General features: G+C 67.3%; 14 protein-coding genes and 1 tRNA gene. All 15 read left to right on the forward strand.

Going from position 1 to position 15663, the window contains the following annotated elements; genetic code table 11:
* On the forward strand, positions 1–393 hold the full coding sequence (locus B118_RS0100075) for a MaoC family dehydratase (protein ID WP_018222567.1): 393 nt from the start codon (positions 1–3) through the stop codon (positions 391–393).
* 125 nt (positions 394–518) lie between these two features.
* Positions 519–591 (forward strand) — tRNA-Trp (locus B118_RS0100080).
* Positions 592–801: 210 nt separating this feature from the next.
* Positions 802–1179, forward strand: a complete 378-nt coding sequence (gene secE, locus B118_RS0100085) for a preprotein translocase subunit SecE (protein WP_028192240.1) — start codon at positions 802–804, stop codon at positions 1177–1179.
* 38 nt (positions 1180–1217) lie between these two features.
* Positions 1218–1946, forward strand: coding sequence for a transcription termination/antitermination protein NusG (gene nusG / locus B118_RS0100090; RefSeq protein ID WP_018217074.1), 729 nt, complete (start codon positions 1218–1220; stop codon positions 1944–1946).
* 193 nt (positions 1947–2139) lie between these two features.
* A complete protein-coding gene (gene rplK, locus B118_RS0100095; RefSeq protein ID WP_018222569.1) occupies positions 2140–2571 on the forward strand; it encodes a 50S ribosomal protein L11 in 432 nt (143 codons plus the stop codon).
* An 80-nt stretch (positions 2572–2651) separates the two neighbouring features.
* Positions 2652–3368: a 50S ribosomal protein L1 gene (gene rplA, locus B118_RS0100100; RefSeq protein WP_018222570.1), complete on the forward strand. Its 717-nt coding sequence runs from the start codon at positions 2652–2654 to the stop codon at positions 3366–3368.
* A gap of 405 nt (positions 3369–3773) precedes the next feature.
* Positions 3774–4319, forward strand: coding sequence for a 50S ribosomal protein L10 (gene rplJ, locus B118_RS0100105; RefSeq protein WP_018222571.1), 546 nt, complete (start codon positions 3774–3776; stop codon positions 4317–4319).
* Positions 4320–4374: 55 nt separating this feature from the next.
* On the forward strand, positions 4375–4761 hold the full coding sequence (gene rplL / locus B118_RS0100110; RefSeq protein WP_018222572.1) for a 50S ribosomal protein L7/L12: 387 nt from the start codon (positions 4375–4377) through the stop codon (positions 4759–4761).
* Between the two features lie 579 nt (positions 4762–5340).
* Positions 5341–8772, forward strand: a complete 3432-nt coding sequence (gene rpoB, locus B118_RS0100115; RefSeq protein WP_026185688.1) for a DNA-directed RNA polymerase subunit beta — start codon at positions 5341–5343, stop codon at positions 8770–8772.
* 80 nt (positions 8773–8852) lie between these two features.
* On the forward strand, positions 8853–12746 hold the full coding sequence (locus B118_RS0100120; protein WP_018222574.1) for a DNA-directed RNA polymerase subunit beta': 3894 nt from the start codon (positions 8853–8855) through the stop codon (positions 12744–12746).
* A 114-nt stretch (positions 12747–12860) separates the two neighbouring features.
* The gene (locus B118_RS0100135) at positions 12861–13232 is read left to right on the forward strand and encodes a VOC family protein (protein ID WP_018222576.1); all 372 of its coding nucleotides are present in this window, start codon (positions 12861–12863) and stop codon (positions 13230–13232) included.
* The gene (locus B118_RS0100140; RefSeq protein WP_018222577.1) at positions 13229–13600 is read left to right on the forward strand and encodes a hypothetical protein; all 372 of its coding nucleotides are present in this window, start codon (positions 13229–13231) and stop codon (positions 13598–13600) included. The genes B118_RS0100135 and B118_RS0100140 overlap by 4 nt, the downstream gene beginning before the upstream one ends.
* A 348-nt stretch (positions 13601–13948) precedes the next feature.
* Positions 13949–14320: a hypothetical protein gene (locus B118_RS0100145; protein ID WP_026270435.1), complete on the forward strand. Its 372-nt coding sequence runs from the start codon at positions 13949–13951 to the stop codon at positions 14318–14320.
* A 472-nt stretch (positions 14321–14792) separates the two neighbouring features.
* Positions 14793–15167 carry a 30S ribosomal protein S12 gene (gene rpsL / locus B118_RS0100150; RefSeq protein ID WP_007465318.1) on the forward strand — a complete coding sequence of 125 codons (375 nt, stop codon included), beginning with the start codon at positions 14793–14795 and terminating at the stop codon, positions 15165–15167.
* 1 nt (position 15168) lies between these two features.
* A complete protein-coding gene (rpsG, locus tag B118_RS0100155) occupies positions 15169–15639 on the forward strand; it encodes a 30S ribosomal protein S7 (RefSeq protein WP_012015128.1) in 471 nt (156 codons plus the stop codon).
* Positions 15640–15663: the final 24 nt, after the last annotated feature.

Below are 15663 nucleotides of genomic sequence, written 5' to 3' on the forward strand. Positions count from 1 at the left end.
ATGGAGCTGCCGACCAAGACATTCCAGGTAACCCGGGCGGACCTGATCCGCTACGCGGGCGCCTCGGGAGACTTCAACCCGATCCATTGGAGCGACCGGATCGCGACCTCGGTCGGGCTGCCCGGCGTGATCGCCCACGGGATGTTCACGATGGCGTTGGTGGGCCGGGCCGTCGCCGAGTGGGCCGGCGCTGCCGACGCGGTGGTCGACTACGGGGTCCGATTCACCCGGCCGGTCGTTGTCCCAGACGATGAGCAGGGCACCGAGATCGAGGTGACGGCGGCGGTTCGGGAGGTCACCGATGCGGGCTTGACCAGGATCGACATCACCGCGACCTGCGGCGGGGAGAAGGTGTTGTCGCAGGCGAGGGCGACCATCCGGACGTCCGGCTGACCGATCTTTGACGTGCCGGGGGCGGACCGGTTGGGAAAGTCGTGCCACTACCCGTACACTGGTCCGCCGTGGGGCACGTGACCCTGCCCGGCCGTTTTGGCGGGGTGAGGTGACGTCCGCCGCATAGGGGTGTAGCTCAATTGGCAGAGCAGCGGTCTCCAAAACCGCAGGCTGCAGGTTCAAGTCCTGTCACCCCTGCGCCTCAGGCCTGATCGTTTCGTGGGTCGCGTCGTCGCCGGCGGCGTCCGGCCCGTGGTGGTGGTATCGGCAGGGCGGCTCCGAGGCACTCGGGCCCCAAGTTCGGACCGCTGGCTACGGCCCGTCGCGGACGGTCGGGCCGGCCGGCGTGACCAGACGCCGCGTATGCTGTGACGGCGTGCGAACCGACATCCCGCGACGGAGGGCGATGTGGCCGACAACAAGCGGCGCGGCGAGGATGCCGACGACGAGCGTCTGGACGGCGAGCTCGACGCTACCGGCGATGCCGGCGCCGACGATGAGTCGGCCTCCCGGGGTGAGAGCGCGAGCGGCTCGTCTCGGGCCGAGTCGGTTGACCGGCCGAAGAGCCGTGCCCAGGGTGACAGGGTTGGCCCGATCGGTCGAGTTGCGCGATTCATCCGCGAGGTCGTGGCTGAGCTGCGTAAGGTCATCTGGCCGACGCGCAAGGAGCTGTTGACCTACGCCTCCGTGGTGATCGTGTTCGTCGCCGTGATGCTGGCGATCGTGGCTGGCCTGGACCTCGCCTTCGCCGAGGGTGTGCTGTGGGTCTTCGGTAACCCCAGCTGACCGGCTGACTGTGCTGATAGTGACGGAAGTGAGCAAGCGTGCCTGAGTACGACGAGACCGCCGAGCCTGTGGACGAGCAGTCCACGGTCGCGACGGCGGCTGGTGACATGTCGGTTGAGGCCGCCAGCGAGCCGGAGCTCTCCGCCAGCGCCAGCGAGCCGGCCGAGGAGAACGAGTTCGACCCGGTCGCCGAGCTGCGGCAGAAGCTGCGCTACGCGCCGGGCGACTGGTATGTGGTGCACTCGTACGCCGGCTACGAGAACAAGGTCAAGACCAACCTTGAGACCCGGATCACCTCCCTCGACATGGAGGACTACATCTACCAGGTCGAGGTGCCGACCCGGGATGAGGTCGAGGTCAAGAACGGCAAGCGTTCCCAGATCCAGGCCAAGGTCTTCCCCGGCTACATCCTGGTGCGAATGGAGCTCACCGCGGAGTCGTACTCCTGCGTGCGGAACACGCCTGGGGTGACCGGCTTCGTGGGCGCCACCGACCGGGCCGACCGGCCGGCGCCGCTGAGCCTCGACGAGGTGTTGAAGTGGCTGGCGCCAGCGGTCGAGGCCGTGGAGAAGAAGGCGAAGCCCGAGGTCAAGGTCCTCGACTTCGAGGTCGGCGACTCGGTCACCGTCACCGACGGTGCCTTCGCCTCCCTGCCGGCGACGATCAGCGAGATCAACGCCGACCAGCAGAAGCTCAAGGTGTTGGTGTCGATCTTCGGTCGAGAGACGCCGGTGGAGCTGAACTTCAACCAGGTCGCCAAGATCTGATCTTCAGTACGTCGGCGGTGGGTAGCTACCCACCGCCGACGTACTCGTTTCTGGCCAGGGCGGCTGGCAGCCGGACCCCGGAAGGCCGGCAGTCGGCGTGCGCTACCCTAGAACGTCGCCGTCTACGCGGCATGCTGACCGTGCATGCCCCGACTGGCGGTGCGAATTCCCGTTTCACGTCCCAGGAAGTGACATGCCTCCGAAGAAGAAGCTCGTCAAGACGTTCACGCTTCAGCTGCCGGCGGGCCAGGCCACCCCGGCGCCGCCGGTTGGCCCCGCGCTGGGTCAGCACGGTGTGAACATCATGGAGTTCTGCAAGTCCTACAACGCCCAGACCGAGTCCCAGCGGGGCGACATCGTCCCCGCCGAGATCAGCGTCTACGAGGACCGCACGTTCACCTTCGTGCTGAAGACCCCGCCCGCCGCCCGACTGCTGATCAAGGCCGCTGGTGTGGCGAAGGGCTCGGGCGTCCCGCACCTGGAGAAGGTCGGCCAGGTCAGCCGCGCTCAGCTGCGGGAGATCGCCGAGAAGAAGATGGCTGACCTCAACGCCAAGGACCTCGACCAGGCCGAGAAGATCATCGCCGGTACCGCCCGGTCGATGGGCCTGAACGTCGTCGACTGACCCACGCCGACCCGCCGATCCCGTTTGTGGGAGGGCTCGCGAGCACCGCGGCCCGCCAGAGACCACAGGAGTAACCACAGATGCAGCACAGCAAGAACTACCGTAAGGCGGCTGCGGCCATCGACCGGTCGAAGCTGTACACCCCCGCCGAGGCCGTCAAGCTGGCCAAGGAGAGCACCTCCGTCAAGTTCGACGCCACGGTCGAGGTCGCGATGCGCCTCGGCGTCGACCCGCGCAAGGCGGACCAGATGGTTCGCGGCACGGTCAACCTGCCGCACGGCACTGGTAAGACCGCGCGTGTGATCGTGTTCGCCGCCGGTGCGAAGGCCGAGGAGGCCGTTGCCGCCGGCGCCGACGAGGTGGGCACGGACGAGCTGGTCGCCCGGATCCAGGGCGGCTGGCTCGACTTCGATGCGGCGATCGCCACGCCGGACCAGATGGCCAAGATTGGTCGGATCGCGCGGATCCTGGGCCCGCGCGGTCTCATGCCGAACCCGAAGACCGGCACGGTGACGATGAATGTCGCCAAGGCGGTCGCGGACATCAAGGGCGGTAAGATCGCTTTCCGGGTGGACAAGCACTCCAACCTGCACCTGATCATCGGGAAGGCCTCGTTCTCCGAGGGCCAGCTGGTGGAGAACTACGCGGCGGTCCTCGACGAGATCCTGCGGGTGAAGCCGTCCGCGGCCAAGGGTAAGTACCTGCGGAAGGTCACCCTCACCACCACGATGGGCCCGGGTGTTCCGGTCGACCCGAACGTGGTGAAGAACCTGCAGGAGGGCTCCGCCGAGGGCTGAGCACGACTGCGTTCGAACGGGGCCCTGCCAGCTGGTGGGGCCCCGTTCGGCTTTCTGGCTGACTTGTCGCCACCGAGGACCTTGACGTGTGGGGGCTGGGGCAGGCCGGGTGGGGCGGTGTGGCGGCCCCGGCGGGGATCGCGTATTCTTGTCGCGAAGTTCCACCCAGAGACCGCTGGTCACCGTGCCTCGGCACGGTCGAAGGTTCCGCGATGACGGGCGACCCGCGCAGGGCGGCAAGCGAAAACAGGTTGTCTCCCACGGTCCGCCGACTGTGGTTCCAGGCCCAGCCTTTCGCCCCGTGCGCCCTGCGCCGGGGCTTTTCTCGTTGCGGTGTTCCTCCGGATCCGCCGTCGGCTACCGCCGATGACGGTGACCAGCCTGGAGTAACGAGAGAGGAGGGACATGGCGGACAAGCCGATCCGGGCCGACAAGGCCACGGCCGTCGTCGAGCTGACCGAGAGCTTCCGCAACGCGGGCGCGACCGTGCTGACCGAGTACCGTGGTCTGACGGTCTCCCAGCTCACCCAGCTGCGGCGCTCGCTCGGCACGGAGACCACCTACACGATCGCCAAGAACACGCTGGCCAAGCGTGCCGCGGCGGACGCGGGTATCTCCGGGCTCGATGAGCTGTTCACCGGTCCTACCGCGCTGACTTTCGTTTCGGGCGACGTCGTCGAGGCGGCCAAGGGTCTTCGCGATTTCGCGAAGACCAACCCGAAGCTGGTCATCAAGGGCGGTGTTTTCGAGGGCAAGGCCATCACTGCGGCCGAGGTCACGAAGCTCGCCGACCTGGAGTCCCGCGAGGTGCTGCTGGCCAAGCTGGCCGGTGCCATGAAGGGCAACCTGAGCAAGGCCGCGTCGCTGTTCCAGGCGCCGATGGCCAAGACGGCCCGCCTGGCGGCTGCCCTGCAGGACAAGCGCGAGAAGGAAGGCGCCGAGGCGGCCTGAGGCTGCCCCGGTGCACACGATTCTTAGCAACACCACTTGAGAAAGGACGCCAGACATGGCGAAGCTCAGCACCGACGAGCTGCTCGACGCGTTCAAGGAGATGACGCTGATCGAGCTCTCTGAGTTCGTGAAGCAGTTCGAGGAGACCTTCGAGGTCACCGCCGCGGCTCCGGTCGCCGTGGCCGCTGGCGCCCCGGCCGCCGGTGCTGCTGCCCCGGTCGAGGAGGAGCAGGACGAGTTCGACGTCATCCTCGAGGCCGACGGTGGCAAGAAGATTCAGGTCATCAAGGTCGTGCGTGAGCTGACCGGCCTGGGCCTCAAGGAGGCCAAGGACCTGGTTGAGTCCGCGCCGAAGGCGATCCTGGAGAAGGCCAACAAGGAGACCGCCGACAAGGCCAAGGCCAAGCTCGAGGGCGAGGGCGCCAAGGTCACCCTCAAGTGACCTTGTGCTAACCCCGGTGGGGTGTCTGGTGTACGTGTGCCGGGGCACCCTGCGGCACGACGGGCGGCGATCCGGTCAGCGGATCGCCGCCCGCCCGTGTTGGTGGCCTACCGCCCAGCCGAGCTGGGCGGTAGGCGCGGTTGGTTGGAGCCTGGCCTGTCGGTCCGCCCACGCAGCTGCGCCGGGTCTCCGGCGCCGACGGGGAGCGGTGGGTCGCAGCTGGCGGTAGCCGGCTCTTGACGCGGCCGGGCCCGGCAGGCACGCTGAAACCAGCAAGACTTTCCGCGCTTGCAACGGTCGCCACGTGGGTGCGGGCTCGGCGAGTCGCCCGACGGCCGCAAGGTGGCCCGGTGGGAGTGTCGCGTTCCGAGCGGCCCGGCATGAGGTTCCGAGGCGCGTTCCGCGATGACCTGCGGGGTTGGCTGGACAGCGGCCAGCCTCTCGGCTACACTGCTAGTTTGCGCTGCCTTCCGAATTTACCCCTGCTCGGAAATGTCCGATTGTGGATATTTCTGGTGGGGTTATTGGAGTGCGCGCGTACCAGCCGTTCTGCAGCACCGGTCCTCGGAAGGACGCATCTTGGCAGCTTCCCGCCCTGCGAAGACCAGTCGTACGTCGAGCGCTTTCGCTCCCCGCCGAGTTTCTTTCGGTCGGATTACCGAACACCTCGAGGTCCCCAACCTCCTTGCCATTCAGACCGAGTCTTTTGACTGGTTGGTTGGCAACGAGGCGTGGCAGGGCCGGTCGGCGGACGATCCGCACGCGCGCTCGGGTCTCGCGGAGATTCTCGACGAGATCAGTCCCATTGAGGACTTCTCCGGCACTATGTCACTCTCCTTCTCGGCCCCACGCTTCGACGAGGTCAAGGCCTCGATCGAGGAGTGCAAGGAGAAGGATCTCACCTACTGCGCCCCGCTCTTCGTGACCGCGGAGTTCACCAACAACACCACCGGCGAGATCAAGAGCCAGACGGTGTTCATGGGTGACTTCCCGATGATGACGCCGAAGGGCACCTTCATCATCAACGGTACCGAGCGCGTCGTCGTCAGCCAACTCGTCCGGTCGCCGGGTGTCTACTTCGACAAGCAGCCGGACAAGACCTCCGACCGCGACCTCTCCAGCGTGAAGGTCATCCCCAGTCGGGGTGCCTGGCTGGAGTTCGACATCGACAAGCGCGAGACGGTCGGGGTGCGCATCGACCGTAAGCGTCGGCAGGCCGTCACCGTGCTGCTCAAGGCGATCGGTTGGACGGCGGAGCAGATCCGCGAGCGGTTCGGCTGGTCCGAGCTGATGATGACCACGCTCGAGAAGGACCACATCGCCAGCCAGGACGAGGCGCTGCTGGACATCTACCGCAAGCTGCGTCCGGGTGAGCCGCCGACCCGGGAGAACGCCCAGACCCTGCTCGACAACCTCTTCTTCAACCCGAAGCGGTATGACGTCGCCAAGGTCGGCCGGTACAAGTTCAACAAGAAGCTCGAACTGGACCTGTCGATCGACACCGGGGTGCTCACCCAGGACGACATCGTCGCCACCGTCGAGTACCTCTGCCGGCTGCACGCCGGGGAGGAGGGCTACGAGGCCGACGACATCGATCACTTCGGTAACCGTCGGCTACGTACCGTGGGTGAGTTGATCCAGAACCAGGTCCGGGTCGGCCTGTCCCGGATGGAGCGGGTCGTTCGGGAGCGGATGACCACGCAGGACGTCGAGGCGATCACGCCGCAGACTCTGATCAACATCCGTCCGGTGGTGGCGGCGATCAAGGAGTTCTTCGGCACGTCGCAGCTGTCCCAGTTCATGGACCAGACCAACCCGCTGGCGGGCCTCACCCACCGGCGTCGGCTGAGTGCTCTCGGCCCCGGTGGTCTGTCCCGGGAGCGGGCCGGATTCGAGGTCCGCGACGTACACCCGTCGCACTACGGTCGGATGTGCCCGATCGAGACGCCGGAAGGCCCGAACATCGGGCTGATCGGCGCGCTGTCCACCTTTGCCCGGGTCAACCCGTTCGGCTTCATCGAGACGCCGTACCGGAAGGTCGTTGACGGTCGGGTCACCGACCAGATCGACTACCTGACCGCGGACGAGGAAGACCGCTTCGTCAAGGCGCAGGCCAACGCACCGCTGCGGGCGGACGGCTCGTTCGCCGAGGATCGCGTCCTGGTCCGTCGTAAGGGTGGCGAGACCGAGGACGTGGCCCCGGCGGCCGTGGACTACATGGACGTGTCGCCGCGACAGATGACCTCGGTCGCGACCGCGATGATCCCGTTCCTCGAGCACGACGACGCCAACCGCGCGCTGATGGGCGCGAACATGCAGCGTCAGGCGGTGCCGCTGGTCAAGGCCGAGGCGCCGCTGGTCGGTACCGGCATGGAGTACCGGGCCGCGGTGGACGCCGGTGACGTGGTGGTCGCCGAGTTCGGCGGTGTCGTCGAGGACCTCTGCGCCGACTACATCACCGTGCACCAGGACGACGGCCACCGCCGCACCTACCTGCTGCACAAGTTCCGCCGTTCCAACGCCGGCTCCTGCGTCAACCAGAAGCCGGTCGTGTTCGAGGGGGACCGGGTCGAGGCCGGCCAGGTGATCGCCGACGGTCCGTGTACCGACGACGGCGAGATGGCGCTCGGGCGCAACCTGCTCGTGGCGTTCATGACCTGGGAGGGCCACAACTACGAGGACGCGATCATCCTGTCGCAGCGCCTCGTGCAGCAGGACGTGTTGACCTCGATTCACATCGAGGAGCACGAGGTTGACGCCCGGGACACCAAGCTTGGGCCGGAAGAGATCACCCGCGACATCCCGAACGTCAGCGAGGAGATGCTCGCCGACCTCGATGAGCGGGGCATCATCCGGATCGGTGCCGAGGTCGTCCCCGGCGATGTCCTGGTCGGTAAGGTCACGCCCAAGGGTGAGACCGAGTTGACCCCCGAGGAGCGGCTGCTCCGCGCGATCTTCGGCGAGAAGGCGCGCGAGGTCCGGGACACCTCGCTGAAGGTGCCGCACGGCGAGACCGGCACGGTCATCGGGGTGCGTACCTTCTCCCGCGAGGACGGCGACGAGCTGCCGCCGGGCGTCAACGAGCTGGTCCGGGTCTACGTCGCTCAGAAGCGGAAGATCCAGGACGGCGACAAGCTCGCCGGCCGGCACGGCAACAAGGGTGTCATTTCCAAGATCCTGCCGGTGGAGGACATGCCGTTCCTTGAGGACGGAACCCCGGTCGACATCGTGCTGAACCCGCTCGGTGTGCCATCCCGGATGAACATCGGCCAGGTGCTGGAGACGCACCTCGGTTGGGTGGCCAAGACCGGGTGGAAGGTCGAGGGTGACGACGCCGAGTGGAAGCGGCAGCTCCAGGCGATCAGTGCCGACGAGTCCGAGCCGGACAGCAACGTGGCCACCCCGGTCTTCGACGGTGCCCGCGAAGAGGAGATCTCCGGGCTGCTCGCGTCCACCCGGGCCAACCGGGATGGCAAGCAGCTGATCGGTTCGTCCGGTAAGGCCCAACTCTTCGACGGTCGCTCCGGTGAGCCGCTGCCGGACCCGATCGCGGTCGGCTACATCTACATCCTGAAGCTCAACCACCTGGTCGACGACAAGATTCACGCGCGGTCGACCGGTCCGTACTCGATGATCACGCAGCAGCCGCTGGGTGGTAAGGCGCAGTTCGGTGGCCAGCGCTTCGGTGAGATGGAGTGCTGGGCGATGCAGGCGTACGGTGCCGCGTACGCACTGCAGGAGCTGCTGACCATCAAGTCCGATGACGTCCTCGGCCGGGTGAAGGTCTACGAGGCGATCGTCAAGGGCGAGAACATCCCGGAGCCGGGCATTCCGGAGTCGTTCAAGGTGCTACTCAAGGAGCTTCAGTCGCTCTGCCTCAATGTCGAGGTGCTCTCCAGCGACGGTGTGGCCCTGGAGATGCGGGAGACCGACGACGAGGTGTTCCGGGCCGCGGAGGAGCTGGGCATCGACCTGTCCCGGCGTGAGCCGAGCTCGGTCGAAGAGGTGTGAGTGGCGAGGGTTGCGGGCCGGCCGGCCCGCAACCCCGCCGAGAGCTAGCTAGAGATCAGACACGACACGAGGGATATAACGTGCTCGACGTCAACTTCTTCGACGAGCTGCGCATCGGCCTCGCCACCGCCGACGACATCCGGCAGTGGTCCCACGGCGAGGTCAAGAAGCCGGAGACGATCAACTACCGCACTCTCAAGCCGGAGAAGGACGGGCTTTTCTGCGAGAAGATCTTTGGTCCTCAGCGGGACTGGGAGTGCTACTGCGGTAAGTACAAGCGAGTCCGTTTCAAGGGCATCATCTGTGAGCGCTGCGGCGTTGAGGTGACTCGGTCCAAGGTCCGCCGGGAGCGGATGGGGCACATCGAGCTCGCTGCCTCGGTGACCCACATCTGGTACTTCAAGGGCGTGCCGAGCCGGCTGGGCTACCTGCTGGATCTTGCCCCCAAGGACCTCGAGAAGATTATCTACTTCGCCTCGTACGTGGTGACGAGTGTGGACGCCGACGCGCGTCACCGGGATCTGGCCACGATCGAGAACGAGATTCTCGCCGAGAAGCGGCAGTCCGAGAACAGCCGGGATTCGGAGATCGAGAAGCGGGCGGGCAAGCTGGAGGCCGACCTCGCCGAGCTGGAGGCCGAGGGCGCCAAGGCGGACGTCCGGCGCAAGGTCAAGGAAGGCGGAGAGCGCGAGATGCGCCAGATCCGCGACCGGGCCCAGCGCGAGATCGACCGCCTGGACGAGGTGCTGGAAACCTTCCGCAAGCTGGAGCCGAAGCAGCTGGTCACCGACGAGCTGCTCTACCGGGAGCTGCGCGACCGGTTCGGCGAGTACTTCACCGGCGGGATGGGGGCCGAGGCGATCAAGGCCCTGGTCCAGAACATGGACCTCGACACCGAGGCGGAGAGCCTGCGGGAGACCATCCGCACCGGTAAGGGCCAGCGGAAGATTCGGGCGCTCAAGCGGCTCAAGGTGGTCGCCGCGTTCCTGAACACCAGCAACTCGCCGCTCGGCATGGTGCTGGACTGCGTCCCGGTCATCCCGCCGGACCTGCGCCCGATGGTGCAGCTCGACGGTGGCCGCTTCGCGACCTCCGACCTGAACGACCTCTACCGCCGGGTGATCAACCGGAACAACCGGCTTAAGCGGCTGATCGATCTCGGTGCTCCCGAGATCATCGTGAACAACGAGAAGCGGATGCTCCAGGAGGCCGTTGACGCGTTGTTCGACAACGGCCGTCGTGGTCGACCGGTCACCGGTCCGGGTAACCGTCCGCTCAAGTCGTTGTCCGACATGCTCAAGGGCAAGCAGGGCCGGTTCCGGCAGAACCTGCTCGGCAAGCGGGTCGACTACTCGGGCCGATCGGTTATCGTGGTCGGTCCGAAGCTCAAGCTGCACCAGTGCGGCCTGCCCAAGCAGATGGCGTTGGAGCTGTTCAAGCCGTTCGTGATGAAGCGGCTGGTGGACCTCAACCACGCCCAGAACATCAAGTCCGCCAAGCGGATGGTCGAGCGGCAGCGGCCGGTCGTCTGGGATGTGCTCGAGGAGGTCATCGGCGAGCACCCGGTGCTGCTCAACCGGGCGCCGACCCTGCACCGACTGGGTATCCAGGCGTTCGAGCCGCAGCTGGTCGAGGGCAAGGCGATCCAGATCCACCCGCTGGTCTGCACCGCGTTCAACGCTGACTTCGACGGTGACCAGATGGCGGTCCACGTGCCGCTGTCCGCCGAGGCGCAGGCCGAGGCGCGGATCCTGATGCTCTCGTCCAACAACATCCTCAAGCCGGCTGACGGCAAGCCGGTGACCATGCCCACCCAGGACATGATCATCGGTCTCTACCACCTCACCCACCTCACTCCGGGTGAGCGGGGCGAGGGCCGGGCGTTCAGCTCGGACGCCGAGGCCCGGATGGCGTTCGACAACGGTGAACTGCACCTGCAGGCGCCGGTGAAGATTCGGCTGCGGGGCCTCGTCGGGGTCGAGAGTGGCCCCGGTGCCGAGCCGTGGACCGCGCCGGAGGGCTGGGTCGAGGGCGACCCGATCACGGTGGAGACGACGCTCGGCCGGGTTCTGTTCAACGAGACCCTGCCGCCGGGCTACCGGTTCGTGAACTACGAGATCCGCAAGGGGCAGCTCTCCGCGATCGTCAACGACCTCGCCGAGCGGTTCCCGAAGGTCGCCCTCGCGGCCACCCTGGATGGTCTCAAGGAAGCCGGTTTCCACTGGGCCACCTGGTCCGGCGTGACCATCGGGATGGAGGACGTCCTCGCGCCGCCGCGTAAGCGGGAGATCCTTGGTCGGTACGAGAAGGAAGCCGACCGGATCGACAAGCAGTACCAGCGTGGTCTGATGACCGCCGAGGAACGTCGCGGTGAGCTCATCGAGATCTGGACCAAGGCGACCAACGAGGTCGCCAAGGAGATGGACACCGCGCTACCGCAGGAGAACCCGCTCTGGAAGATGATCAACTCGGGGGCCCGCGGTAACCTGCTTCAGCTCCGGCAGATCGCCGCGATCCGTGGCCTGGTGGCGAACCCGAAGGGTGAGATCATTCCGCGTCCGATCAAGGCCTCCTACCGGGAGGGCCTGTCGGTGCTGGAGTACTTCATCTCCACGCACGGTGCCCGTAAGGGTCTGGCGGACACCGCCCTGCGTACCGCCGACTCGGGCTACCTGACCCGTCGTCTGGTGGATGTCTCGCAGGATGTGATCATCCGCGAGGAGGACTGCGGCACCGACCGGGCTATTCCGATGCAGGTGGGCCAGCACGCCGGCGACGCCGGTTCGCTGGCCGTGCACGAGCACGCGGAGACCAGCGTGCACGCCCGCACGTTGGCTGACGACATCAAGGGGCCGGACGGCACCGTCGTCGCCGAGCGGGGCGCGGACATCAACTCGATTCTGGTGGACAAGATCGTCGCCGCCGGAGTGGAGTCCGTCCGAGTCCGCAGCGTGCTCACCTGTGAGTCGAAGCTGGGCGTCTGCGGGGCTTGCTACGGCCGTTCGCTTCCGACCGGCAAGACCGTGGACGTCGGCGAGGCGGTTGGCATCATCGCCGCCCAGTCGATCGGTGAGCCGGGTACGCAGCTGACGATGCGTACCTTCCACACCGGCGGTGTCGCTGGGGAGGACATCACCCAGGGTCTGCCCCGGGTCCAGGAGATCTTCGAGGCTCGTATCCCGAAGGGCAAGGCTCCGATCGCGGACACCCCTGGTCGGGTCCGGATCGAGGATGGCGAGCGGTCCCGGAAGATCATTGTGGTGCCGGACGACGGCAGCGACGAGATCGCCTACGACAAGATCTCGAAGCGGGTGCGACTGCTGGCCAACGACGGCGACCACGTCGAGGTCGGCGAGAAGCTCACGGTCGGCACGATCGACCCGCACGAGCTGCTTCGCATCCTCGGTCCGCGTGCGGTCCAGGTCCACCTGACCCAGGAGGTCCAGGAGGTCTACCGCTCGCAGGGTGTGCTCATCCACGACAAGCACATCGAGATCATCATCCGGCAGATGCTCAAGCGGGTGACGGTGATCGACTCCGGCTCGACCGAGTTCCTGCCGGGCGTACTCGTGGACCGGGCGCTGTTCGAGTCGGAGAACCGCCGGCTCGTCTCCGAGGGCGGCGAGCCTGCCGCTGGCCGTCCGGTGCTGATGGGTATCACCAAGGCCTCCCTGGCCACCGACTCCTGGCTCTCGGCGGCCTCCTTCCAGGAGACCACCCGGGTGCTGACGGACGCGGCGATCCACGCCCGCAGCGACTCGCTGATCGGTCTCAAGGAGAACGTGATCATCGGTAAGCTCATCCCGGCTGGTACTGGCATCAGCAAGTACCGCAACGTCCGGGTCGAGCCGACCGAGGAGGCGAAGGCCAAGGTCTACTCGATGACCGGCTACCCGGAGACCGATTACGGCTTCGGGCCGGCCAGTGGCCAGGCGGTCCCGCTGGACGACTTCGACTTCGGGTCGTACCGCTAGACCCCGTGCTGGACGCGGCCCCCGGCGTTGCCGGGGGCCGCGTCGTGTTCGGTGGTGTCGGTGTCGGTGTCGGTGTCGGTGTCGGTGTCGGTGCCGGCCGCTACCGTCCTCGGCATGTCCGACAGTCCGCTGCGTAGGGTAGACACCGTCTTCGTCAAGGTTGATGATCCACATGCCGTGGCGCAGTGGTACCAGGAGACCCTGGGCTGGCCCGAGCGCTTCCGCACCTCGCACATCGTGGTGCTCCAGGCCCCCGAGGGCCCGCCGGTGACTCTGATCAACCCGGCGGGAGGCGAGTGGTCCGGTTTCAACTTTCACGCCCCCGACGCCGTCGCCGCCCGGCGGTGGCTGATCGAGCGGGGGGCCGAGGTCGGTGAGCTGAATCAGGCCCCGGACCAGCCAGTGATCTGGTTCTGGTTTCGTGATCCGCTGGGTAACCGGCTCGAGGTCTGTTCCTATCCAGGTCCGGGCATGATGGGGGCATGAGCACCGCTGCCGAGCCCACCCCGGTCGCCCTGCTGGGGCTGCCCCGGCACCCGCAGGACCCCGAGCCGGTGCGGTCAACCAAGGCGCGGGCGGTCTTCGCGCTCGGGCTGTTCGGGGCCCTGACCGGCCTGTTCGTCGGGGGAGTGGTGCCGGCCACCGTGGCACTCGTGTTGGCGCGACAGGCGCGTCGTGAGGCGTACCGGTCTGGGGGGTTTCTCACCGGAGCGGCGTGGCTGCGACGGGGGGAGCGACTGGCCTGGACCGGCCTGGTGCTGACCATGGTTGTGCTGACCGTCCTGGTGGTGATGGGTGTCATTCGGCTGGCGGAGGCTCCCTACGGCCAGGATTTCGCCCCGAACATGGACTGACCGTTGGCAGCGTTGACCAAGTCGGGCACCGCCCGCGGGCCGCGCAGCGGTAGCCTGACCGATGTTCGGCGCTTGGGCGTCGACTGCCGACCTGGAGGACCTGTGACCGATCCGGCACGCCCACAGGGCACCGACCCGACGGCACCCGGCGGGCCGCAGGGGCCAGTCGAGGGGGCGCCCCCGCCATCACCGCTGCGGGCGCCGACGCCAGACCCGTGGGCCCGGCCACCAGCGCCGTCCGGTCCGGCGGGCACGCCACCGACCGCAACGCCCGGTTGGGGCCCCCTGCCGGTGGTGTCTCCGCCGCCACCGCGGGAGGCGCTGGGTCGGCCGAGTCAGATTCATCCGGTGCCGGGTACGCCGTTCGGGGTTGTGCACCTCGACGTGCCGGCGGTCACCTCCGGTCTCGCGGTGGGGTCCCTGGTCGTGGGGATTGTTTCGATTCTGGTCTCGTTGCCGGTGGTCGGTTTCGGCGTGATTGGGGCGGGTGGGGACGGTGCGTGGGCTGCGGGAGCCTTCGCCATGTTGGGCGTCCTTACCGGGGCGGGCGCTGTTGGTGTCGGCTTGTTCGGGCTGCGGCAGATCCGTCGGCCGATGCCGCCGCCGGCGGTCCGGTTCTCCGGGCGGGGATTGGCCTGGGCCGGAGTGAGCTGCGGTGGTGCCGGGCTGCTGCTCAACCTGGGTGGGCTTGGGTTGGCACTGCTCGTGGGGTTGTCCTGATCGTTTAGGGCTGATTGCGCGGGGCGTGGGGAACCGAGGGCCGCGGAATCGTCGCCGGGTGCAGCCGGTACACTCGGTGGGTGCCCGGCACGGGCGCGCAGGCCGAACGGTCTCGACCGGTGGGTGAGCCCGCTGGCCGCCCGGTTTTGACCTGCGCGGTTGTGGTAGGTACCCTTTCTTCTTGTGCCCAGGCATGCCTGGGCAGTTCGTGCGTGCGCTGTGATCTCGCTTCGTGGGTGTTCTCACGGTGCACGACGACAACCAGAGATCCGGCCACCTCGCGCCGGTGACCAAACCCGGTTTTCGCCCGTGAGTGACGACCGGGAAACCGCGAATCGGCGACACGCCCGACCGCGGGTGCTGGGACCCCGGCAGGTGGCCCTGGTTGGAGTGTAGGAGAGCCGTCCATCCGGCCGGCTAGAAGCAGACGGCGCGGTTGCCTGCTGGCGACCGAAGGGAGCGGAGAAACCCGGTGCCCACCATTCAGCAGCTGGTCCGAAAGGGCCGTCAGGCCAAGACGACCAAGACGAAAACCCCCGCCCTGAAGGGGTCCCCGCAGCGGCGGGGCGTGTGCACCCGGGTGTACACCACCACCCCGAAGAAGCCGAACTCGGCGCTGCGTAAGGTCGCTCGGGTCAAGCTCAGCAGCCAGATCGAGGTGACCGCCTACATTCCGGGCGTCGGTCACAACCTCCAGGAGCACTCGATCGTGCTGGTCCGCGGTGGCCGGGTGAAGGACCTCCCCGGTGTGCGGTACAAGATCGTGCGTGGCTCGCTGGACACCCAGGGTGTCCGCAACCGCAAGCAGGCGCGTAGCCGCTACGGCGCGAAGAAGGAGAAGAGCTGACATGCCGCGTAAGGGACCCGCTCCGCGGCGGCCACTGGTCGCTGACCCGGTGTACAACTCGCCGCTGGTCACCCAGCTGGTAAACAAGATCCTGCTGCGCGGCAAGCGCCAGCTCGCCGAGACCCTCGTCTACGCGGCGCTGGAGGGTTGCCGGGAGAAGTCCGGCACCGACCCCGTGGTCACCCTCAAGCGGGCGATGGACAACGTCAAGCCGACGCTCGAGGTGCGTAGCCGTCGGGTTGGTGGCGCCACCTACCAGGTGCCGGTCGAGGTTCGTCCGGCCCGCGCCACCACCCTGGGCCTGCGCTGGCTGGTTACCTACGCCCGTGCCCGGCGCGAGAAGACCATGGTTGAGCGGCTGATGAACGAGCTGCTGGACGCGAGCAACGGCCTCGGCGCCGCCGTCAAGCGGCGCGAGGACACCCACAAGATGGCCGAGTCCAACAAGGCCTTCGCGCACTACCGCTGGTAACACCCGGGTTCCGGCGCCGTCTCG

It is taken from the genome of Salinispora pacifica CNR114 (assembly GCF_000514775.1).
Taxonomy (GTDB): Bacteria; Actinomycetota; Actinomycetes; order Mycobacteriales; family Micromonosporaceae; genus Micromonospora; species Micromonospora pacifica.